Source organism: Saccharomonospora marina XMU15, assembly GCF_000244955.1.
GTDB lineage: Bacteria > Actinomycetota > Actinomycetes > Mycobacteriales > Pseudonocardiaceae > Saccharomonospora_A > Saccharomonospora_A marina.
The window spans coordinates 117691-138293 of the sequence record NZ_CM001439.1; the positions used below are offsets into that span (position 1 = coordinate 117691).

Here is a 20603-nt window from a genome sequence, read left to right on the forward strand (position 1 = left end):
GCTGTGAGAAACCGGGCTGCTAGCTCGTCGCGGCTCCCGCAGTGGCGTCAAGCCGGAACTTGGCCAGTGCGCTTTCGAAGGTCTCCTGTTCGTGGGCGGAGACCAGCGTCTCGGCCACATCCCGCAGTTTCGTGTTGGTGTTCTGCGAGGCTCCCTTCAGCAGGCCGAAGCCGCCTTGGGCGTCGCAGCCGAAATGGCGCATCAGCAGGCCCTGGGCCTGCCCGATCGTCTGCCGGGTCTCCAGCGCAACCTTGAGCTGGTCCACCAGAGCGCGGCTGTCGTGGAACAGCTGCGCGTTGTCGAACACCACGCCGGCGTGCACCGTCAGCAGCAGCACGACATCGTGCACGGTCTCGTCGAACCGGTGCGGCTCATCGGAGAACACCGTCAGTACCGCCGACCCGCCGCGACGGCGGGTCGGCACCGGCAACACCAGGACACTGCGATAGCCCTGTTCGGCCAGGCGAGCACTGAACCCTGGCCACCGCTGATCCGTGCGTGTGTCGTCCACCCGGCGGGGTTCGCGATACCGCAACGCTTCCACGAGCGGGCCGTCACCGGTCAGCATGTCCCGTGTGGGCGCCGCTGCACCCGGCGTCGCGCAGGCCGCCAAAACTTCCGGTTGCTCGGCCCGCGCGCCGGTGACGGTGACGGTGGCCGCCGCGCAGCCCGGCACGGTGCGCAGCACCCGCTCGGCAAAGCGCCCCAGTGCGCCCGTCACGTCGTCGTCCTCGACCAGCCGCGACACCTCGGCCAGCTCCTGGGCGATGGTCAGCAGCTCGGTTTCGCCGGTCATGCGCACAAACCCCTTTGTCGCGGCAACGGCCATGGTCACGCGGACTCACCCCGGCCTGCCGCGGGAGCGCCGGAGGCGACCTTCATCGCATCCGATGCTGCGCTGCTGAACACCGACCGTCGATGACCGTATCGAATGATCGAGGTCGCCCCCGACGACCCCAAGTCTGGCACCGCCCGCGCCGACCGCAACCCCCGTCCAGCTCCGCCATGACAGTGCCTCGCCCTCTGGAAAGCGGGCACCCACCGCCACTAGCATGACCTCAGCTCGCGGTTGTGCAGTCAGCCGGGACGTGCTGCAAATCCACTCAGGTGGAGCAGGACAACCAGGCCCATCCGCACCTGCGACGGCTCGCGCACCGTACGACCCGCGCGGGCCACGGCCGGCGTCCCTCCGCCGCATCGCGAGACGGAGGTCTGGCCGTGTCTCCTGCCCACCCGCTGCCGCCGCGACGTCCCAGCCGACCTCCCTGGGGCGTGTCATGACCGACCGCCTCATTCGGCCGCCCGGCGCCGGTGAGCCCGACCACCCGGACCACGCGCCCGCCGGCCACAGCAGGTGTCCCGCGTTCCGGGTTGCGCTGAGCAGCCCCACACCCACCGCGCTGCTCGCCGAGGTTCACGGCGAGCTGGATCTCCTCACCGCGCCCCACCTGCGGACCCGGCTCAGCCACGCCCTGACCAGCACCGAGCACACCGTGCTCGTCACGGACCTAACCGACGTGCGGTTCCTGGGCGCCGCCGGCATCAGCGCGCTCCTGCAGGCCCGCGAGCACGCACACCGGCACCGGATCGCGTTCCGGGTCGTCGCCACCCACCGGCCGGTACTCCTGCCGCTGACCCTGCTCGACCTGACCACCACGTTCGACGTCCACCCCAGCCGTGCCCAGGCCCTGGCCGCACCGTCCTACCCCGCAGGCAACGGCCGCGTCCGGCGCGAACAACCACCGAACCCGGACGGTGGCGAGCCAGGCTCAGAAGGCCACGGCCCCTGACACGACCACGCGGCACGCGCGACGTGCCGGGCGATCAGGGGTGCGTCGCGGCGTTCAGCCGGCTGCGTAACTCGGCGATCTGGGCGTGAGCGGAGGCGAGTTCGTCTTCCAGCGCGATGATCCGGGCGCTCGCGACGATCCCGTGGCCGTCGTCGAGCAGACCGCGGATGCGCGCGGCGAGGTGCAGCTGGCGGCGGCTGTAGCGGCGGTGCCCACCACCGGAACGCTGCGGACGCACCAGCCCAGCGGCGTCCAGGCTGCGCAGGAACGCCTGCTGCACACCGAGCATCATCGCGGCCTGCCCCGTGGTGTACGCCGGATAGTCGACATCATCGAGATCGCGCAGATCAGTCCTGGTCACGAGCGGGCCTCCCACGGACACCACGGGTCGACCTGACCCTCACCCGACACTCTCCGAACCACAGTACCTCCAGCGACACCTTGACATAATCTACAGTGCGCGCTACAAGAAAAGTATCGGTCAGAACCTGGTGAACGCACAGCTGGGGAGTGATCGAGATGGACGGCACGCGCATGACCCGCAAGGCGGGAACCGACCTCGCGTGGCCCCTGGAGGTCGGGCCGGCTCGCTTCGCCGACCTGATCTGCGCGGAGCCTGGGTGGGTGCGCGCGGAGTTCGACGCGATCGTCGCCGCCAACTTCGGCTCCTCCGCGACGCGGCCTCTCCCGCCGCGAGACCAGCCACCAGGACCAGCGCCAGCACGCCACCACCGCGGCGACGAGACGTCGCGCTGCGATCCACCGTCCCGCGCTGTCAGCGGTGATCTCGCGCGGACCGCGCGGCGAGTCGGAGCTCGCGAACGGTCTCCTCCGCCCTCCGCGATGCCGCGTCGACCGCGCGGACCCTCTTCCTGGATCGCAGCACCAGCGAACGCGAAGGAGGTGGTAGCGACACGACCGTACCGGGGATGTCCTCGTGCGAACCTGCCCGTGGCGGCCGGCTCTCGTCGTTGGCTGGCACCACATCCCCCGCGAGGGAATGCCAGCACCGCGTCTCGTGACGCAACCTACCGACCCGCCACGGCCAGCACCGGTCACGGTCGTCGTTGCGAACAGCATCCACCCTTCCTCGATCATGAGTCCGCGAGGCCCGCCACTGCATCGCCAGGGGCGGGCCTCGGCGTGTCCGGGCACCACCCAGGTCCCCCTCGCCTTCGTCGCCGAAGTTGTGGTCACGGGAACAGAAAAGCTGAGTGGACCGTTAGCAAGATTGAACGGCGAGGGCTGCGGCCCCCGTCCGATCGGAACTGATCTGATCGACAACCTGATTGGTGTGGAAGGAGACTGTGACATGTTGATGCGTACCGACCCGTTCCGCGAGCTCGACCGGCTGACCGAACAGTTCTTCGGCGCCAACGGAACCGCGGCCCGTCCCGCGGCCATGCCGATGGACGCCTACCGCACCGGGGACGAGTACGTGGTCGCGTTCGACCTGCCCGGCGTCAGCCCGGACTCGGTCGAGGTGAACGTCGAGAAGAACGTGCTGACCGTCAAGGCCGAACGCCCCGGCCAGACCGAGGAGCACGTGGAGTACCAGGTCGCCGAGCGGCCCCGCGGCGTGTTCAGCCGGCAGCTGTTCCTGGGCGAGGCCCTGGACACCGACCACATCCAGGCCGGCTACGAGGCCGGTGTGCTGACGCTGCGGATCCCGGTCGCCGAGAAGGCCAAGCCCCGCAAGATCGCCATCAGCGCCGGCAGCGGCAGCAAGCAGATCAACGCCTGAGCGCACGCCCTCGCCGGCCCGCCGACGCGCCCGGTCGGCGGGGTGTTTCCGGGACCGCGGCGGGGGAAGCCGACGAGTGCGGAAGGGAGGGAACCGATGACCGACACCAGGCATGACGGCGCGGCGCCGACCGACGCAGCGCGGACCGAGGTGGCACGCGCCGACCGGACGCGGATCGACGGATCGCGGATCGGCGGGGCGCTGGCCGATGCCCGGCGGCGGCTCGCCGATGCCGCCACCGCCCTGCGCACCGGTTCCCCTGGCGCGGCCGAGGTGTCCGCGGTGATCACCGGCACGCACGAAGTCACCACCACCCTGGCCGACCTGGTGCAGACCCTCATGGACCACACCCCGGCCCTCGCCGAGCGGCACGGCCCGCAGGTCAGCAACGAGATCCACGCCGACCTGCGGGCCCTGCACGGCTGCCTGACCACCGGCGCGCTGCTGCTCGCCCCCGCCCTCGACGACCTGGCCGAGACCGGCCCAGACCGCGACGGGACGGCTCCGCGACGACGGGAGGAATCACGATGAGCCTGGACAAGCCCTGGAACGACGTGGCCGACCAGCTGCGCCCCGCCCGACCCGACCTGGAGGATGAGCCCGGCGCGGACCCGCTCACCGAGCCGATCGACGTCGTTGAGGCCGATCCGGCCGACGTGGCCGATCAGCGGCGCGTCGTGCCCCTGCCCGACGAGCCCGCCGACGACCAGTCCTGGCCGTAATCGACGGGAGCGCCTGCGATGCCCCAGTCCCGCACTCGTTCAGGATCACCGCCCGGCGCGTCGCTGGCCGCCGCGCTGACGAGGGTCACCGAGGCCGTGCAGCACGCGGTAGACCACCGCGTGACAGCAGGCCGCGGGCCCGACCCTGCCGGCCTGCGCGAGGAGACCTGGCAGCTGATCCACCTGCTCGGCGCTCTGGGTGACCTGGCCGCAGCGCTGGCACCGCAGGTCGGCGGCTATCCCGAGCGGTATCGGCTGCATGCCGACGACGATGTCGACCCGGCCGAGCACGTCGCCCGCACCTGCCGGGAACTGGCCGCGCTGCGCCACGCGTTGGGCGAGGCGGAAGGTGCCGCCCGCGAGGTCTACACCGCCGTCAGCCATTTGCACGCCGTGCCCGAGGACACCACGGGAACGGCGAGCAGGGCCGACCATCCCTGACGGAGCGGATGACCATGTCACCGTCACCGGTACCCGATCCGTACGAGGTACTCGGCGTCTCGTGGGAGGCGACGCCGAGCGAGATCGCCGCGGCCTACCGGGCTCTGGTGCGCCACCTGCACCCTGACGCCGCGCACGCACCCGCCGATCCGGCACGCCTGACCGAGGTGCTCGCCGCCTACGCCGAGCTGCGCGATCCACGCCGACGCGCGACCGACGACCGCGACCGTCCCGCCCCGCCACCAGGTCGAGAGCCCATCTCCATTCCTGTGCGGGTCCACCGCCGCGGTGCACGCAGCCAACCCGACCTCCGAGTCGGCCCCGTCCGCCGCCACCTCCACTGACCGCACGACCGACCGCCTCCGCACCCGCATGCACCGGATCCGCGACTCGATGCCCGGCAGGCGTGTCACCACCGGTTCCCGCAGGTCATGTGCATCGACTGCGCTGGCGCACAGGATGCACCCCAGAGTTTCATGGGTAACCGGCGGCCTGACGGGATACCCGAGGTAGTCAGGCGTTGCGACGCCCGGCAGCCGGCGAGAGGCAATCATGGACCGCGCACGGGACCAGACGTGGCCACAGGTGCTGGACGAGGTCACCGGCGCATTGGAAAGCCTGACCGCGGCATTGGGCAGCGTGGACGACTTCACTGTCTTGCTGCAGCAGGTGTGTGCCCAGGTCACCAAGGCCGTACCGGGCGTGGATGAGGCGACTGTGACCCTGCTCGACGATGGCAACGCCCGGACCGCGGCCACGACCAGCGACGTCGTCGCCGGCCTCGACGGTGACCAGTACGCCCTCGGACACGGACCCTGCCTCGACGCCGCGCGATCAGGCACCCTGGTGCGCGTGTCGATCGCCCAGGCCCGTGACCGCTGGCCGGACTTCGCCCGCGACGCCACCGAGGCGGGATACGCAAGCTTCCTGTCCGCGCCGATCGTCATCGACGACGGGCACGCCGGCGCGGTGAACTGCTACAGCACCCACGCCCACGGCTTCGCCGAACTGGACGAGAAACTGCTCGACCTCTACACCAGCGCCGTCACCGCGGCTCTGCGCGTCTACCACCGCTACCAACACGCCCGCCACACCGCCGAGCACTTGCGGACCGCGCTGGAGAGCCGGGCAGTGATCGACCAGGCCAAAGGCATCCTCATGGCGGTCAACCGGATCGACGCCGACCAGGCATTCACCCTGCTGGTCGAGCAATCCCAACGCGACAACATCAAGCTGCGCGACCTCGCCACCCGATTCGTCGCGCACGTCACCAGCGCATGATCCCCGACGAGGCGGTGATCGTCGTCAGCCAGCACACCGGTTGCCCACCGACCGCTTCGGCGAGCAGCTGCTGGGTGGTGCGCAGCGCGGCAGCCAGCCGCGTGCGCCGGTCCCTCCAAGTCGTCGACGCGACGCTGGGTAGATCTCCACCCCACCTATGCTCTCGCACTCACCGCACAACCCACCCCCGCATGCCTGACCACCGTCTGGCCACCCGTCCACGCAGGCGCACACCGTCACACCTGCCCAGGCTCGGCAGGACAGCGAGTGCGCGCCGCCGGTCAACCGTGCGGCCCTGCCAGATCAGGACGGTCCGCGGTGCTGATGTGCGCTTGCGCCTGATTCCCGAGTCGACAGGCCGTTCCAGCACTGCCGTCACACCACCCTTGAACTGCACCTTCATACTTCAATCCATTTAGCAATAGATCGACGCGTGAACTACATCACATAGGGAACATGGGTGAGTAGTAGTGCGTTGCTAGGGATGTCAGCGACGTGATGGTGCTGACGCGACGCGGTTGTCCGCGACGCGAGGCACACAGACACCAGACACGAAGGGAAGGAGGAGAACGCCATGCTGATGCGTACTGACCCGTTCCAGGCGCTGGACCGGTTGACCCAGCAGTGGTTCGGCAGTGGCTTCGGCGGCGGCCTGTCGCGGTCGGCGGTCATGCCGATGGATGCCTACCGCTCCGGCGATGAGTTCGTGGTGCACTTCGACCTGCCCGGCGTGAGCCCAGAGTCCATCGATGTCGATGTGCAGAACAATGTGCTGACGGTCAAGGCGCAGCGCACCACGGTCCTCGACAAGAACGGCGAGAAGGTCGAGACGATCATCAGTGAGCGGCCGACCGGCACGTTCAGCCGGCAGCTGTTCCTGGGTGACACCCTCGACACCGGCAACATCCAGGCCGGCTACGACGCCGGGGTCCTGACCCTGCGCATCCCGGTCGCCGAGCAGGCCAAGCCGCGCAAGATCGCCATCACCAGCGGCACCGGGGAACGCCAGGCGATCAACGCCTGACCCCGGTCGCCGCGCTGCGGTGATGTCCGGCGCTCACCTCAGTGCACGTGGTGACGCGGTCATCGACGCCTGGGTGCCCCTGACCCTTTCCGGCGCCCTGGCGCGAGCCGCCCGGCGTCCTGTCGACGCGGCAGCACGGGTGAGTGCCGACCGTCCCGTCTCTTTCGAGCCGGTCGTCGTGCGCGGTATTTGGCCGCGCACGACGACCGGTTCTGTTCTGTTGGTGGGGAACATCGGGAAGCGGTGGGAGGAGAGATCCACGATGGGCACGAATATTGGGCCGTACGTGGTGGTGGCGGGGCTGGTGCTCGCCGTTGTCGGCGTGCTCGCGTGGACCGGTGGGCTGTCGTGGTTCGGTCGTCTCCCGGGCGACATCCGCCTCATCGGCGAGAACGTCCGCGTCTACGTGCCGCTCACGTCGATGCTGGTGGTGTCCGTCGTACTGTCTCTGGCCGTGACGCTGCTTCGCCGATGAGGCTCGCGCCGACCGGCGCCGCGCCACCCGAATCTTGTCAGGGAGGTGAGGATCATGATTCCCGCTCGTGGTTGGGATCGGCTGCACGAACTGGAGCAGCGGTTCGCCGACCTCGGTGACCGTCTGGACGCGGACTCCCCGGTGACCGAGGCACTGTCGGTGCTGCACGCGATCACACAGGAAATCGTGCAGCACGTCCCCGTGACGGGGGAAACACAGGCCATGGGGCACCAGGCGCCCGACGGCATCACCACGCAGGGCGTGACGCTGGAGGACGTCGCGAACCTGCACCGCAGCGCGCCACCGATGCAGGGCGCCCGCGAGTCCACTGGCCTGGCGGTAGGCACCCGAGCACCCGATTTCACGTTGCCAGACGCGAAGAACCGGCCGGTGAGGCTCGCTGACTTCCGCGGGCAACCGGTCCTGCTCGTGTTCTACCCGCTGGACTGGAGCCCCGGGTGCAGCCGGCAGCTGGAGCTCTACCAGCAGGAGCTGCCGGAGTTCGCCAGCCGGGGCGTGACCGTGCTCGGCATCTCCGCGGACTCCCTCTACAGCCACGGCGCCTGGGCGGCCGTGCGCGGCATCACCTTCCCGCTGCTCGCGGACTTCCACCCCAAGGGTGAAGTCGCCCGCCGCTACCACGTCTGGCGCGAGTCCGACGGGTTCAGCGAACGCGCGCTCTACCTCGTCGACGCCGACGGGGTCATCCGCTACGCGCACGTCTCGCCACAGGTGGACCACATCCCGGACATCTACGAACTGTTCGACGCGCTCGACCAGGTAGCCCAGCAACCCGCGTCGCGCGAACCCCACGACCTGTCGAACCTGTGACCTGTCGAGGAGGTGACGACAATGACGATCCCGATGGTCGCCCCGATCAACCGCGCCGCCCACACCGTCGGCACGGTCGCGCCGGCCGCGGTCGTCGTGTACGGAAACCGCTGGTGTGGCATCACCCAGATGGTGCGCCGCCTGCTGGACCGCGCCGGCGTGCCCTACCAGTACGTCGACCTGGACCTCAACCCCCAAGCCAGGCAACGACTGCGCTGGCTGGCCGGCGGAGACATCCGCAACCCCGTCGTCTACATCGGCGGCCAGTGGCTGGAACAACCCACCATCCAGGAGCTGCAATGGGCACTGACACGACACGGACTGCTGTAACCGGGGCGATAACACCGTGCCCTCGGTGCGGGCGCCGCAACCGGACTCCGGTTGCGGCAGCCGGCCACCCCCGCTGCGGGGCGTGCAAGACCGACCTGCCCTGGCTGGTCGACACCGACGACACCACCTTCGACCCCGCCATCCAGCACGGCACCCTGCCCGTCCTCGTCGACATCTGGGCACCCTGGTGCGGACCCTGCCGCACCATGGCCCCCGTCATCGACCAACTCGCCCGCGACCAGGCCGGACGGCTCAAAATCGTCAAGGTCAACGCCGACCACGCGCCCCGCACCGCCCAACGACTCCAGGTCCGCGGTATCCCCACCCTCATCCTGATGAGCAACGGCACCGAACGCGGCCGGATGGTCGGCGCTCAACCCGCGCACGCCCTCCAGAACTGGCTCACTCAACAGGGGGCCATCGCCGGGACAGGAGGACCAAAATGATCTCGACCACCGGCGACGAGGTGATCGACCTCGAAGAGCAGGGCTGGCAGGCCCTGTCGTCCACCCCAGAGGCGGCGCGACGGTTCTACGAGCACATCCTCGACCACACCGCGGTCATGCTCCTACCCGGTGGCCTCGTGCTGGACAACCGGACGGCGATCCTGGACTCGCTGTCCGGCCCACCCTGGTCCGCCTACCAGCTGCGCGACCCACAAGTGCTCCACCCCACCAACGACACCGCGATCGTGACCTACGAAGCGACCGCCCACCGAGACGACGCACCCACCTACACCGCCCTGACGAGCAGCGTCTACGTGCGCCGCACCGACGGCTGGAAGCTGACCTTCCACCAGCAGACACCCCGATAGCACCCGCAGGAGGCAGCGCGTGCCGACAGCGTTCCCAGGCAACAGCGGGCACACCGGCCGCTGAGCTGGGTCCTCCGGCTCAGTTCAGCGGCCCGATGCTGCCCGCATCGACCAACTCCCGCACATCGGCCGGCAATGCCTCGCACACCTTGTCGACCACGCCGCCGGTCGTGGCTTCGCGGAACACCTCGAACACCACCCGTGCCCGGTACACCGCCGCCGGCTCGTCGGCGCGGTCCCGCTGGACGACTCGCATGACGAACTCGCCACGGTCGAACCGCACGCCGCTGCCCGCGCCGCCCATCGTGACCGTGCGCCGCAGGTGCTCGCTAATCTCCTGTGGCAGCTGCACCGCATCCCGCGACACCCAGAACACGCCAACCCGCCACGCCACCATCCCTCCCGAAGTGGATCAACACCCACCTTCAATAGGGAACTGCGGTGGCGCGGGCAGGGCCGCAGCGTCGCCTTCACCTACACCGACGGCCGGCTGGTCTCCGACTCGCTGCACCTGTGCGGCTTCGTGTACCTCCGCGGGGAGACCGAGGGCGAGCTCAGTGGCCCGATTACCGCCGACGACAAGGTGAAGCTCCACTGGGACCGCGACCAAGCCGTGGACCTCAACACACTGGGTGGAGTGCTCGACCAGCCGCGCGTCACGGCCTGGTCCGGCATCACCATTGCGCCCAACGAGGGCCATGACGGGTTCTGGCTACGGCTTACCGTTACCGACCAGCGCGTATGCCGCATCAGCGCGCACCCGGACGCTATCCCGGAGGTAGTCAACCCGATCGGAGGGTACTGGCGTCCGGCGCTGGTCGACGGCGGCTCACTGGTCTATCTCACGGCCCGCCGGATAGAGACCGGCGACGGTGTGCGTTGGGAGTTGGGGGCGATCGGCCACGGCTCAGCCGCCGCCGAGATGACCGAGCACCTGTGTGACGAGGCCCGCGCCTGGTCACCGGAGCGCAATCACTACGACCCCAGGCTGGTCGTCTACCCGGCGGAAACCCCGGCCCGCGAGCTGGGCGGGGCCGTTTTCGAGAAGACTCACAGCAGGTTCGTTTTCAGCTACAACAACGTCTCCGGGTGACCCCTGCCCTCGGTCGTGCTGATTGCCGGTTCTCGATGGCCGGGCGACGTTGAGCAGAAGAGCGATGCGGTTCATGTCGCCAGGATGGGACGCGAGCCCGCGTTTGACCTGCTCACCGGCCGTGCCAGAACATCAGCAGCCCGGACCGCGGACTGCTCAGCTCTTTCCCGTTGAACCCGGATGAGGTCAAGCCGCTGGCGAAGGCCGTGTACCTCACGGACGGACGTTAAGTCTCCAAAGGGGCAACGCTCGGTCCTGCCGATCCCAGTAATCCTCAGGTACGAGCTGGGCGAGCAGCGCTGGTTCGGGTTCCTCCCGTAGTGCCCGTATGTCGCCCGTATCCGTGGTGGTGGCTTCCAGGAACCGTCGGGTGTTCAAGGTGCTGAGCGCGTCGACGATCGCCATTCCCTGTGCTGCGATCTGGCGTGCCGCCTGTTCATCCGGGATGTCCGGCGAGCATACGTAGTCGATTCTCACCAGCCGGCCGTCCTCGTCGAACCGCGGCTCCCGGGTGTGTGACCAACGGCCGTTCCAGATCAGGAACCAAGCGAGCTTCCGTTCGACGGGGTCGGTGATGACTCGTCCGGCGTTCAGCAACTCCACCCCGGAGATGGTTATCCGCCGTGTCTCCTCTCCATCGTCGATCCGCTCCACCACCTGTTCTTTCTCTCGATCCATGATCACAGAGAAGACGAGGGGTGGTTCAACTGCGAGCCAGCCATCGCCCAGCAGGTACATCTCGTTAGCCTTCATGGCCTCTTCGAGCGTCAATCGGTGCGGCGTCCCGACGCTGTCGAAGACTGACGGATCGACCAAGGTCCAAAGCCCGGCGAGGCTCCAGAAGTGCGCGTACAGCAGCCGCCCGCCGGTGGCCTCGGCGTATCGCCGGGCCGCAGCCAAGTCCTTTGCCCGCACAGTGGTCGCCGTGTCGGTCGGAGCCACGTTCTTCACCTCGACCAACAGGCGGGTGCCGTCTCGCAGCACTATGCGGAAGTCCGGCGGCTGGATCTCGCCGTCGGCGTCATCGAAGTAGTAGAGCCCGGAATCCTCGAATTTGATCAGGCGGACCGCGCCGAGGGCCACCACCACGGCCTCGAAGGCGTACTGCGCCTGCCAGCCCTGCAGCCTGGAGACGTTACCGAGCGAGGTGGCGAGGGCGTCGCTGATCGCCGCGACAGTTTCCTGGTGTCGATCACGCAGCAGCGTTTGTCCGTCAGGCTCTGGCAGCGCCAGCTCAATCAGCGGCAGGATTTCGAGCCCCAGATCGCCTTTACGGCCTCGTCGCAACGTCATCGCGTTCCTCACCGGTTGAGTTCGCCTCGTCCGTTTTACCGCTGCTCCGCCGCCGTTTCCTTCCACCGATGCGGATCATCCCGGGCTGTGTGAGGACGCACCGTGGCCTCCTGAGTGGCAGGTGGGCTTCAGCATGGCGTTAGAAGCGGAGTCCAAAAAGGCCGCCGTCCTCGCCGTGGTCGGTGAGGCGTTCAGGCAGGACGAAGTCTTCGATGACCCGGCCGTCGGGGAGGTCATTCGGGGTCTCGTCGCTGTTGAGGGTGACGATGTACTGGAAGCCTTCGGCTGCGGCGTACTCGGCGCCCAGTTGCAAGGCCGAGGCTCGTTGGCGTTCGTCCACGCCGTCGAACAGGTGGCTGTCGTGGACGAGGAAACCGGGGCCGCGTTGCTTGCGGGACCAGAGCGTGATCAGGTCGAGGTCGAAACAGTAGACCTGCATGTTGGTGATGCCCTTGCTGCGTCCGCGGGGGATGGTGGCGGTGATCTCGGGGCCGTTGTCGGTGGCGTTGACGACCAAGCGTCCGTGTTGCTGGTCGGCGTAGAGGCGTTGGGACAGGCGCTCGAAGATCACGAATGCCGGACGCAGCACCTGCTGGCGTTCGGCCAGATCGCGGGTCAGGGCGGCGGCGAGCCGTTGGCGTTCGAGGCGAAGTTCGCCCTGCTCTGACTCGAACGCGACAGCGTTGTCGTAGCGGTGGCGGAGTTGCTCGACGCGAACCTGCCGTTTGGCGGCGTCGCGTTGCAGTTCGAGCAGGGTTTCCGCAGCGCCGCCGCTGGCGAGCAGTCGCAGACCATCGGAGCGTTGGGTGGCGATGCGGTCCCGCTCGGCGGTGTTCGTGTTGAGGTCGGTCGTGATCCGGCGGATCTCAGCGTCGAGGTACTGGCGTCGGTTGGCGATAACGGAGTCGTGGAACGCCTGCACGTCGTCGTAGGCCGCCAGCGCGACGTCCGGGAGCTGGACGTCGGCGGCTGCGAACAGCTCGGCGAGTCCGGTGGGCCGGGCGGTCTGGACTTCGTCGAGGTTGTTCTCCAGCTGGGCGAGGTAGTCCCGGTCGGAAATGATCTGGTTGTTCAGCGCACGGATGTGCTGGCCGAGTCGGGTGACCTCGGCTTCGACAGTGGTGTAGGTCGGGATGACGGTGAAGTCGGCGGCGGACGCGGCCAGCGTGTTCAACTCGTCCTCGGCCACGGCCAGCTCGCTGGCGAGCTCGCCGGCGTTGCCGACGATGTCGCCGAGTGCCCCGCCTTGGGCTGCCTTGCGGAGGGTGTCCATCTGTCGTTCGCGTTCCCGCAGTCGCTGCCAGGCGCGGGCCAGTTCGACGTCGAGACCAAGCAGGAACGACAGGTTGACCTGGATATCCCAGGTCATCTGCTGGCTGAAGTGCTTGGTCGGAGTCTGGAACCCGCCCGCCGACTGCCTACGCAGAAAGTAGCTGATGCAGGACCGAAAGGAGGGTGCCCAGTCGCCTTCTTCGGCAAGGCCGAAGACCTCCGAGGCGAGCCTGCGCTTCCACTGCTCGTTGGAGATGGTCTCTTCGTCTGCCACTGCTCCGTCGTCGGTGAACGTGGTGACGGTGACCTTGCCGGGGGTAGCGCCCTCTCGCTGCACCCGGACTCCGTGGCCGGCGAGGTCGAAGATCATGGCGAACCAGTGCTCGTCCAGGGGCGGCTGCCGAAACATGCTCTTGGGGTCGGCCTTGCCGCCGAGCAGGTGGTGCAGGATCTCGATCAGGCTGCTCTTGCCGCTGCCGTTGCGGGTATCGGTCTGGGTGGATTTATCGGTGCGGTCGGCGAGCACGATGTTCAGGCCCTGCGTGAAGCGCAGAGTCTTGAACTTGGGCAGGCTGCTGGTGACTTCGTGGATCACCGCTTGACCGCCTTGACGAGCAGGCCGTCGCGCAGCTGGATGGTCCCCAAGGCTCGAAGGAGGTCGAGGGCGAGGACGAACCAGTCGAAGGTGATGGCGGCGCCCTGGCCTTCATGCTCGCGGCGTCGGGCGAGGGCTTCCCAGGCCCCGCTGACCGTGCTGGGCTCGTCGAGGTCGGCGAGGATCTGGCCGCCGAGATAGAGCAGGGACCGCTCGGGGCGCACGCCCTTGGTTGGGGTGATCACGCCGCTGTTCCCGTCCAGTCGGCGGGCGGGTTGTCGAAGATGTCGCAGGACTCGAACAAGTAGGCCAGCAGCGCTAGTGAGGCTGTGGCCTCCCGGGAACCCTCGGCGTAGGCCGCCACCCGTGCGTAGAGGTCGTGGAATGCCTCGTCACCGGTCACGCTGCGGCTCTGGAGATCGAGCCACGCGAGCTTCATCAACGTCCCGGCACGGTCGCGCAGGGTGGGATCGGGGTGATTGTCGAAGTAGCCCTCGACCATCCCGGCCTGGGCGATGCCGGCAGTGATAAGGCGGCGGGGGTACTCCGAGAGCTGGTTGTAGTCGAGTTTACGAGGGTCGACGACCGGGAGGTCGGCGGCGTTCGGCGTCCACGAGGCGCTCTCCAAAGCCAGGCCAGCGACAGCGTCGGCGATGTCGCTTCGGTCAAGGACCCGCATTTCCTGCTCGCGTGGCGGGTGCCCGAACACCCGTACGAGTTTGTCCTCGGGCAGGTGGGCGGTCAGCTCCAGTAGGTGGGTGGGGGGCCAGGGTTCGATGATCAGATCGGGGTGGTCGGTCTTGAGCTTCAGCAGTGCCTGTGTCACGTCGGCGGGCAGACCGTCGTGCTGGTTGTGCACGAAGGTCCAGGCCCGCATCGTCGCCCACTGTGCCTTGGCACCGGTGAAGTCCTCGTCGATCTTGTTCACCCACAAGGCCAGCTTGACCACGGTCGGCGCATAAACCTGGAACACCGTGCCGGTGGACTGCAAGTAGCCGTCGCACTTGCGGTCCCCGACATTCCCGGCCGGGCGAACCCGGACGAAGTCGGTACCGTGCACGGCCTCCATGACGTCGTTGAAGTGGTCCTGGAAGGCCGTAGCCTTGTGCTTGTGCAACGCCAGCTCGGCCTGCGCGCGGAACCACCAGAACGCGACTCGGTCCACGCGACCCCCTTCTCCCCATCGAGCCCGCCGGGCTGGTACCCGTCCTGATCTAGGCGATTGTGCCAGGTCGGACGCCCTAAGACCGCGTGACTCGGCCGGGACCTATCGTCAACAACGTCGAACCGCCGTCACGTACCGTTACAAGGCCAGCCGAGACGAGATCAGTCCGCTTCCGCTGGCGCTTGCTCAGTGCTGCCCGGTTGCACCCTTCCCCCGGTTGTGTTGATGCCGATTTCGATGGCCGGGCCGAGGGCGCCCGGCCAACGAGGCCGACCGTTCTGATGTCATGGGGAGCATGGTCAGCGCGGTGGTGTTCGACGTGGGTGAAACTCTGCTGGACGATTCACGCGAGTGGCGTGCGTGGGCCGACTGGGTGGGGGTGTCTCCACATACGTTCTCGACCGTGCTCGGCGCTGTGACGGCGGCGGGCCGGGACAACGCCGAGACGTTCGAGTACTTCCGCCCCGGCTTTGACCTGGCCCGTGAGCGACAGCTGCGGGAGGAAGCCGGGCGCGGGGAGCAGATCGACAACAGCGATCTGTACCCGGACGTGCGGCCCAGCCTGGCGGCCCTCCGCGCAGGAGGTTTGTGGGTCGGTATCGCCGGCAACCAGACCCCGCGAGCTGCCCAGCTGCTGCGGGCATTGGACTTGCCCGTGGACTACGTCGGCACGTCCGGCGAATGGGGTGTGGCGAAGCCGAACCCCGGCTTCTTCGAACGGGTCGTTCAGGTCGCACCCTGCCCGGCTGACCAGATCGTGTACGTCGGTGACCACCGCGACAACGACGTGCTGCCCGCCAAGGCGGCCGGTCTCCGTACCGCGTTGATCAGGCGTGGCCCATGGGGATACCTCTGGGCCGACGACCCCATGACCAGGGAGAACGCCGATTGGGTGATCGACTCGCTCGCCGAGCTGCCCGCCCTTCTTCTCGACCAGTAGCCCGGCAGCCGTCAACGCGCGCGAGCCCAAGCAGCCAACTCCAACAGGCGGTCATCTGGTGACCCGTAGGTTCGCAGAAGCGCCGACAGAGTCTGCCGAACCTGGGGGTGCTCGCGAACGTGCTGCGGGGCGACCCGACGGGCGGCTTCCAGCCCGAGGTAGGCGTCCTGGTGGTGGCCAAGGCGAAGCTGGGCGCGAGCGAGGTCGATGTAGTAGTGCGAGCGCCGTTCGGCAGGGAGATGACTTGGTGGGTGCCAGGATGCCGCTCGCCCCACCGCCGCTGGGCTGTCGCCCAGCTCGACGGCGACCGCGAGCTCGTGGATGCGTACCGACGCTGGTCCGAAGGCCGTGCCGAAGTAGACACCTTCAGGCACCTGCCGGGCGGCTCGATGAGCCTCGCCGAGGTGATCCCACGCGGCGTCGGGCTTGCCAGCGCGGCCGGCGACGACAGCGGCTCGCATGTGCAGGGCGCCGAAGGCCGCGGCGGAGGACGCCGACGCGCCGAGGTCAGCCGACAGATCGTCCGCCGCGGCCATCAGCAGCCGCGAGGCCGACGCCAGGTCGCCCGTGGCGAAGAAGGTCTCGGTGCGCACGTAGGCGACAGCGGCCACCAGCAGCGGATCCTCGGCTGCCAGGGCGGACACACGCATGAGGTCGATGATCCGGGCTGAGAGGTCGAGGTAGCCGAACTTGTAAGCCACACCATCGGCTGCCCGGAAGGCGAGGGTCAGCAGCATGGCGATGTCGCGTGCACCGTGCCGGGCATCGGCGTGCGCCCGCGCCAGCTCGGAAATCAGGCCGGGCAGACGCCACGCCATCTCGACATAGCGCGCCTGCAGGCGGTGCTCGATCATTCCTGCGACCTCGGCTGCGAGTTCGGCGAAGGAACGGGTCGGACCGTCGTCTGGGAGATCGATGCTGTCGAGCGCCCGCCGCAGCTGCGGGATGGCGGCGTGCACAGCGTCATCACCGGAGAACACGTTGACCATTCCCGGCTGATGATCAGCGAGAGGCGCGGAGAATGAAGGACCGGGCGTGAGGAATGGTTCTAGAACGGCTGACGGATTTGTGTGCCGTTTCGTTCGCCGGAGCAGGTCGTCGAGATGATCTAGGCTGACGTCCAGTGCTGTGGCAAGGTCGGGACGTTGCCACGGTTGGGGAGACTGCACACCGCGTTCCCAACGCCCGACGGTGGTTCGGTCGACACCCAGCTTGTCGGCGAAGGTCTCCTGCGTGTACCCAGCGGCGTGGCGGCAGTCGGCCAACGGGCTGGACGGTTGGATCGCCATCTCCTCACCCCCTGGTGTGCGGCTGTCACGCTACCCGGTCCGGTTAGCGCAGCTCACGAGGGTCAACGCCGCATCAGCGCCTCATCGCCGCCCCACGTGCGCTCTGGTGGCCGACGGCAGCGGGCGATCTACTGGCGTTCGACAACACCGACACGGCAGTGGAACTGGGGAGCCACGATTCCTGCCCGTTCAGTATTCGGCACCTGTTCTCCCGGAAATGACTCATTCCTTGGCAATGTCGCGCAACAAGAACGCCGTGGTGAAAGCGGGATCACCATGAGCACCCCCGTGATCCGCCGCAAGGCCCAATTCCACATGGCGCTCCCTGCGCGCCTCGCCGTCGGCGTACTCGGAGCACCGAGGTGACCGAGCCTGGGCACCGCAACGACGTCGATGGGACGGTGACCGGATCCGTTCTGCAAGCGCGCACCGTGATCGCTCACACGATCGCCATGGGGCAACCGGCCGCGCGGACGCCGACCCCGCACCAGTTGCCGCCCCCACATCCGGTGTGGACGAACCGCGCCCGAGAGCTGGCCACACTCGATGAACTCGCCGCTCGAGCGACCTCGACCAGGGCGCTGCTGACCGGGCTGGCAGGCATCGGCAAGACCGAACTGGCGGTCCGCTGGCTCCTCGGTCAGCGCGCTGGCCACCCGGACGGCGAGTTGTACGCGGATCTGAGCGCGTGGCGTGATCAACCGCCCGTCCGTCCTCACCAGGTGCTGGCAGGCTGGCTTCGAGCCCTCGGCATCCCGCCAGGCGACCTGCCTGATGACCCGGCCGAACTGACCGCGCTCTATCGCAGTGTCACCGCCGAGAAGTCGCTCCTGGTCCTGGTGGACAACGTCTTCTCGGCCGAGCAGGTCCGCCTTCTGATCCCGGCATCGCCGAGCAGTACCGTCCTCGCCACCAGCCGCCGCCAGCTGCGCGGGCTTCTTCTCGCCGGGTTCCATCCGGTGGATCTGACCTACTTCACCCCGGACGCGGGTGGCACTCTGCTGGCCGCGCTACTCGGCCAGCCGCCGCCCGGCGAGCAGAGCGAGCTTCGAGCCTTGGCCTCGCGGTGCCACGGTCACCCGTTCGCCTTGGCTGTGGCCGGCGTGCACCTGGCCGCGAACCCACACCGCAGCCCGGCCGACCTGATCACCCGTCTCAACACCGACCACGGCGCCACCCTGGCCTTGCACGTGGACGAGGCATCCGTGGGAGGAATCCTCGACATGAGCTACGACGACCTCGACGCCGACACCGCGCGCCTGTACCGGCTCCTGGCCGTGCACCCCGGCGCCGAGTTCACCGCCGACCCGCTCGCAGCAGCCCTCGACCAGCCCGTCGCCGAGGTCGAACATGGGCTGACCCGGCTGGCGGATGCCCACCTCGTCACCGCGGTGGCCGCCGGCCGCTTCCGCCAGCACGACTTGCCGCGCGAGCACGCCCAGGCACTGGCCGAGCAACATGACGACAAGAGCGTGCGTCGGGCCACTCTTCGCAGCATGATCGAGTGGTATCTACGACGCACCGCTGCCGCCGACATGGCGATCAACCCTCGATCGCGGCGGTTCAGCCCGGTGTACGAACAGCTGGACACCGAGCCGTTCTCCAACGTCGAACTTGCTCTGAACTGGTTCACCCTCGAACGGGCGAACGTGCTTGCATCCCAATACCTCGCCGCACAGCAGGGCTGGGACGGGCTGGTGTTCCAGCTTGCCGAAGCCGTCTGGAACCCCTTGCGCCCCAGCTACTTCGCCGACGACCTGGTCCAGACGCAACAGCTCGGCATCGTCTCCGCCCAGCACTGCAAGCACATCCTCGAAGCGGTGTTCCTGACCCGGCTGGGGTTCGGCGAGTCCAACCGCGCCCACCACGACGCGGCGATCACGGCCTGCACCACGGCGATCGAGCGAGCAACCGCATTCGGCGACAGCTGGATACAGGCGGCGGCCCTATCCACCCGAGCGCGCGCGTTGACAGCTGCCGGGCAACCGCGTACCGCGCTGGAGGATCTCGGCAGCGCCCTGAACCTCGACGAGCAACGGGGCGACCGCCGCAGCATCGCCCTGCGGCATCGGCGAATCGGCCAGGCATACGCTCACCCCGAGATCGCCGATTTCCCCCAAGCCATATGGCACCTGCGCGAAGCCGCCGACCTGATGGAAGCCCTGGGTGACCAGTCCGGCCATGCCCGAGTGATCACCTACCTGGCCGAGGTCCACGTCGCGGCTCGGCAACCGGACGCCGCGCTGTTCACCCTCCGCCGGATCGACAACACCTTGGCGTCCTGCGGTTCGTCGCGCTACCGAGGTCACGCCTACACCGTCATGGGCAGGGCGCACGTCCAGCTCGGCAACAACGCGGACGCGGATCGCTGCTACGGCAACGCGCTGGCACTCTTCGCCGACGCTGGACCGGGCGCGGCGGCCGATCGCGAGGCTGTGCTGAAGCTCCGCGACGAACTCGACGACACGGCGACCCACGGCTCGCATGTGGATGCTCCTGGCGCAGAAGACGAGAACACGGAAGGAAATGTGAACAAATGATCATCCCGATTCTGGCAACCCTGTACGTCGGCGTCGCTGTAGGCGTTAGTGCGGTTGTCTGGAGCCGCACTCGCGGTACATGGGTCGCCGGAAAACTCAGCTCTCATGTCGCCCGATGCGTGGTCCTCACGGTCGTCGCCGGGGCGTCGTGGCCGGCGGCCGTGCTCCTCGCCGCGGCCTATGAACTCCCGGCGGTCGGCGAGGTCATTGACCGCCTCGTCCTCGGCCCCTCCGCGAACGGCAATGCCTGACCTGGGAGGCGGTCGGTCATGCCACCAGTGACGAAGGTCGAGAAGGGGAAGCGGGTCACCGGTTCCGCGCGGACTCGTATGGGCGCGGACCTGAAGAAGAAGTACGAGAAGGGTGCCAGCATCCGCACCTTGGCCAGGCTGACCGGCCGCTCGTACGGCTTGGTACACCGGATCCTGTCCGAGTCCGGAGTCCAGCTGCGCGCACGCGGCGGCGGTCCCCACCGTCGGCGCAGCCAACCCACACGGACCGCGCGCTCGAGTCGGCAGATCGGAGCCGGGTAGATGTCGAGAGGAACGCTGCGCGGTTACCGCTGGGGCCACACGACGGTGGAACCCGATCGCTACACCGGACCTGTCCCGCGCGTGACCGCCCGGTTCGCGTGCACGCGCGGGCACGAGTTCGCGGTGCACTTCTCAGTGGAAGCGGAGCTGCCCGCAAGCTGGAGCTGTCGGCAGCACGGCGTCGAGGGCTGCGCTCGAATCGACGCCACAGCTTCGGCGGAGGCCAAGAGCAAGGGCAAACCCCCTCGCACCCACCTGACGATGCTTTACGAGCGACGCAGCGTGGCCGAGCTGGAGGTTCTGCTCGCCGACACGCTTGCGGCAATCCGCAGACAGGGAGGCGCCCAGCCTGGCTGTGTGCAGTTTGGGGACAAGACGTATTCGTTTCGCTACGACGGCTGACCGTCGTCAATCAGCCGGGTTACATTTCG

General features: G+C 68.2%; 28 protein-coding genes and 1 pseudogene. 19 read left to right on the forward strand and 10 right to left on the reverse strand.

Annotation, left to right across the window (positions count from 1 at the left end; all coding sequences use genetic code 11):
* Nucleotides 1-19 precede the first annotated feature (19 nt).
* A complete protein-coding gene (locus SACMADRAFT_RS00590; protein WP_009151830.1) occupies nt 20-829 on the reverse strand; it encodes a GAF and ANTAR domain-containing protein in 810 nt (269 codons plus the stop codon).
* 448 nt (nt 830-1277) lie between these two features.
* Between SACMADRAFT_RS00590 and SACMADRAFT_RS28355 the strand changes: the two genes are divergently transcribed.
* Nucleotides 1278-1790 carry an STAS domain-containing protein gene (locus tag SACMADRAFT_RS28355; protein WP_009151831.1) on the forward strand — a complete coding sequence of 171 codons (513 nt, stop codon included), beginning with the start codon at nt 1278-1280 and terminating at the stop codon, nt 1788-1790.
* Nucleotides 1791-1824: 34 nt separating this feature from the next.
* Here SACMADRAFT_RS28355 and SACMADRAFT_RS00600 read toward each other — a convergent pair whose 3' ends face one another.
* On the reverse strand, nt 1825-2151 hold the full coding sequence (locus SACMADRAFT_RS00600) for a MerR family transcriptional regulator (RefSeq protein WP_009151832.1): 327 nt from the start codon (nt 2149-2151) through the stop codon (nt 1825-1827).
* A gap of 951 nt (nt 2152-3102) precedes the next feature.
* Between SACMADRAFT_RS00600 and SACMADRAFT_RS00605 the strand changes: the two genes are divergently transcribed.
* The 6 genes from SACMADRAFT_RS00605 (at nt 3103) to SACMADRAFT_RS00630 (ending at nt 5978) form a co-directional block, all read left to right on the forward strand.
* On the forward strand, nt 3103-3534 hold the full coding sequence (locus SACMADRAFT_RS00605) for an Hsp20/alpha crystallin family protein (RefSeq protein WP_009151834.1): 432 nt from the start codon (nt 3103-3105) through the stop codon (nt 3532-3534).
* Nucleotides 3535-3630: 96 nt separating this feature from the next.
* Complete coding sequence (locus tag SACMADRAFT_RS00610; RefSeq protein WP_009151835.1) at nt 3631-4065, forward strand: hypothetical protein; 435 nt, start codon at nt 3631-3633, stop codon at nt 4063-4065.
* The gene (locus tag SACMADRAFT_RS00615) at nt 4062-4256 is read left to right on the forward strand and encodes a hypothetical protein (RefSeq protein WP_009151836.1); all 195 of its coding nucleotides are present in this window, start codon (nt 4062-4064) and stop codon (nt 4254-4256) included. Before SACMADRAFT_RS00610 ends, SACMADRAFT_RS00615 begins: the two co-directional genes overlap by 4 nt.
* A gap of 18 nt (nt 4257-4274) precedes the next feature.
* On the forward strand, nt 4275-4697 hold the full coding sequence (locus SACMADRAFT_RS00620; protein ID WP_009151837.1) for a hypothetical protein: 423 nt from the start codon (nt 4275-4277) through the stop codon (nt 4695-4697).
* Between the two features lie 8 nt (nt 4698-4705).
* Nucleotides 4706-5041, forward strand: a complete 336-nt coding sequence (locus SACMADRAFT_RS00625) for a J domain-containing protein (RefSeq protein ID WP_040925478.1) — start codon at nt 4706-4708, stop codon at nt 5039-5041.
* A gap of 208 nt (nt 5042-5249) precedes the next feature.
* The gene (locus SACMADRAFT_RS00630) at nt 5250-5978 is read left to right on the forward strand and encodes a GAF and ANTAR domain-containing protein (RefSeq protein ID WP_009151839.1); all 729 of its coding nucleotides are present in this window, start codon (nt 5250-5252) and stop codon (nt 5976-5978) included.
* On the opposite strand, the gene SACMADRAFT_RS29755 is transcribed toward SACMADRAFT_RS00630, so the two are convergent.
* Nucleotides 5965-6147 carry a hypothetical protein gene (locus tag SACMADRAFT_RS29755; RefSeq protein ID WP_157617172.1) on the reverse strand — a complete coding sequence of 61 codons (183 nt, stop codon included), beginning with the start codon at nt 6145-6147 and terminating at the stop codon, nt 5965-5967. The genes SACMADRAFT_RS00630 and SACMADRAFT_RS29755 overlap by 14 nt on opposite strands.
* 405 nt (nt 6148-6552) lie before the next feature.
* On the opposite strand from SACMADRAFT_RS29755, the gene SACMADRAFT_RS00640 reads away from it, so the two are divergent.
* The 6 genes from SACMADRAFT_RS00640 to SACMADRAFT_RS00665 all read left to right on the forward strand — a co-directional run bounded on the left by SACMADRAFT_RS00640 (nt 6553) and on the right by SACMADRAFT_RS00665 (nt 9452).
* Nucleotides 6553-7002, forward strand: coding sequence for an Hsp20/alpha crystallin family protein (locus SACMADRAFT_RS00640; RefSeq protein WP_009151840.1), 450 nt, complete (start codon nt 6553-6555; stop codon nt 7000-7002).
* Nucleotides 7003-7264: 262 nt separating this feature from the next.
* Nucleotides 7265-7477 carry a DUF2905 family protein gene (locus tag SACMADRAFT_RS00645; RefSeq protein WP_009151841.1) on the forward strand — a complete coding sequence of 71 codons (213 nt, stop codon included), beginning with the start codon at nt 7265-7267 and terminating at the stop codon, nt 7475-7477.
* 54 nt (nt 7478-7531) lie between these two features.
* Nucleotides 7532-8308, forward strand: a complete 777-nt coding sequence (locus SACMADRAFT_RS00650) for a peroxiredoxin (RefSeq protein ID WP_009151842.1) — start codon at nt 7532-7534, stop codon at nt 8306-8308.
* A gap of 21 nt (nt 8309-8329) precedes the next feature.
* Nucleotides 8330-8638 carry a glutaredoxin family protein gene (locus SACMADRAFT_RS00655; protein WP_009151843.1) on the forward strand — a complete coding sequence of 103 codons (309 nt, stop codon included), beginning with the start codon at nt 8330-8332 and terminating at the stop codon, nt 8636-8638.
* Nucleotides 8608-9084, forward strand: a complete 477-nt coding sequence (gene trxA, locus SACMADRAFT_RS00660) for a thioredoxin (protein WP_009151844.1) — start codon at nt 8608-8610, stop codon at nt 9082-9084. The genes SACMADRAFT_RS00655 and trxA overlap by 31 nt, the downstream gene beginning before the upstream one ends.
* Nucleotides 9081-9452: a nuclear transport factor 2 family protein gene (locus SACMADRAFT_RS00665; protein WP_009151845.1), complete on the forward strand. Its 372-nt coding sequence runs from the start codon at nt 9081-9083 to the stop codon at nt 9450-9452. The genes trxA and SACMADRAFT_RS00665 overlap by 4 nt, the downstream gene beginning before the upstream one ends.
* Before the next feature lie 79 nt (nt 9453-9531).
* Here the strand turns inward: SACMADRAFT_RS00665 and SACMADRAFT_RS00670 are convergent, their stop codons facing one another.
* A complete protein-coding gene (locus tag SACMADRAFT_RS00670; RefSeq protein ID WP_232285514.1) occupies nt 9532-9804 on the reverse strand; it encodes a DUF2267 domain-containing protein in 273 nt (90 codons plus the stop codon).
* On the opposite strand from SACMADRAFT_RS00670, the gene SACMADRAFT_RS00675 reads away from it, so the two are divergent.
* Nucleotides 9775-10545 (forward strand): hypothetical protein, encoded by a 771-nt coding sequence (locus tag SACMADRAFT_RS00675; RefSeq protein WP_198286090.1) that lies wholly within the window; start codon nt 9775-9777, stop codon nt 10543-10545. The two genes, SACMADRAFT_RS00670 and SACMADRAFT_RS00675, sit on opposite strands and share 30 nt — an antisense overlap.
* A gap of 213 nt (nt 10546-10758) precedes the next feature.
* Here the strand turns inward: SACMADRAFT_RS00675 and SACMADRAFT_RS28360 are convergent, their stop codons facing one another.
* The 4 genes from SACMADRAFT_RS28360 to SACMADRAFT_RS00700 all read right to left on the reverse strand — a co-directional run bounded on the left by SACMADRAFT_RS28360 (nt 10759) and on the right by SACMADRAFT_RS00700 (nt 14870).
* Complete coding sequence (locus SACMADRAFT_RS28360; protein ID WP_009151847.1) at nt 10759-11838, reverse strand: hypothetical protein; 1080 nt, start codon at nt 11836-11838, stop codon at nt 10759-10761.
* 139 nt (nt 11839-11977) lie between these two features.
* A complete protein-coding gene (locus SACMADRAFT_RS00690) occupies nt 11978-13705 on the reverse strand; it encodes a DUF2326 domain-containing protein (RefSeq protein ID WP_009151848.1) in 1728 nt (575 codons plus the stop codon).
* Nucleotides 13702-13950 (reverse strand): ABC-three component system middle component 6, encoded by a 249-nt coding sequence (locus SACMADRAFT_RS00695; protein WP_009151849.1) that lies wholly within the window; start codon nt 13948-13950, stop codon nt 13702-13704. Before SACMADRAFT_RS00695 ends, SACMADRAFT_RS00690 begins: the two co-directional genes overlap by 4 nt.
* A complete protein-coding gene (locus SACMADRAFT_RS00700) occupies nt 13947-14870 on the reverse strand; it encodes an ABC-three component system protein (protein WP_009151850.1) in 924 nt (307 codons plus the stop codon). Before SACMADRAFT_RS00700 ends, SACMADRAFT_RS00695 begins: the two co-directional genes overlap by 4 nt.
* A 295-nt stretch (nt 14871-15165) precedes the next feature.
* On the opposite strand from SACMADRAFT_RS00700, the gene SACMADRAFT_RS00705 reads away from it, so the two are divergent.
* Entirely contained in the window at nt 15166-15810 is a 645-nt protein-coding gene (locus SACMADRAFT_RS00705; protein WP_040925978.1) for an HAD family hydrolase, read from the forward strand.
* A gap of 11 nt (nt 15811-15821) precedes the next feature.
* Here SACMADRAFT_RS00705 and SACMADRAFT_RS00710 read toward each other — a convergent pair whose 3' ends face one another.
* Entirely contained in the window at nt 15822-16799 is a 978-nt protein-coding gene (locus SACMADRAFT_RS00710) for a hypothetical protein (protein WP_232285659.1), read from the reverse strand.
* Nucleotides 16800-16961: 162 nt separating this feature from the next.
* Nucleotides 16962-17099: pseudogene (locus SACMADRAFT_RS30675) on the reverse strand (helix-turn-helix transcriptional regulator); the annotation flags it as partial.
* A gap of 362 nt (nt 17100-17461) precedes the next feature.
* Here SACMADRAFT_RS30675 and SACMADRAFT_RS28365 point away from each other — a divergent pair.
* Genes SACMADRAFT_RS28365 through SACMADRAFT_RS00730 form a run of 4 tightly spaced genes read left to right on the forward strand, consistent with a single transcriptional unit; the run spans nt 17462 to nt 20574 of the window.
* A complete protein-coding gene (locus SACMADRAFT_RS28365; RefSeq protein WP_009151853.1) occupies nt 17462-19639 on the forward strand; it encodes an ArsR/SmtB family transcription factor in 2178 nt (725 codons plus the stop codon).
* A complete protein-coding gene (locus SACMADRAFT_RS00720; protein WP_009151854.1) occupies nt 19636-19890 on the forward strand; it encodes a hypothetical protein in 255 nt (84 codons plus the stop codon). Before SACMADRAFT_RS28365 ends, SACMADRAFT_RS00720 begins: the two co-directional genes overlap by 4 nt.
* 27 nt (nt 19891-19917) lie before the next feature.
* Entirely contained in the window at nt 19918-20172 is a 255-nt protein-coding gene (locus tag SACMADRAFT_RS30680) for a helix-turn-helix domain-containing protein (RefSeq protein WP_232285645.1), read from the forward strand.
* Entirely contained in the window at nt 20173-20574 is a 402-nt protein-coding gene (locus tag SACMADRAFT_RS00730) for an RNA polymerase-binding protein RbpA (protein ID WP_009151856.1), read from the forward strand.
* The last annotated feature ends 29 nt before the right edge of the window (nt 20575-20603 follow it).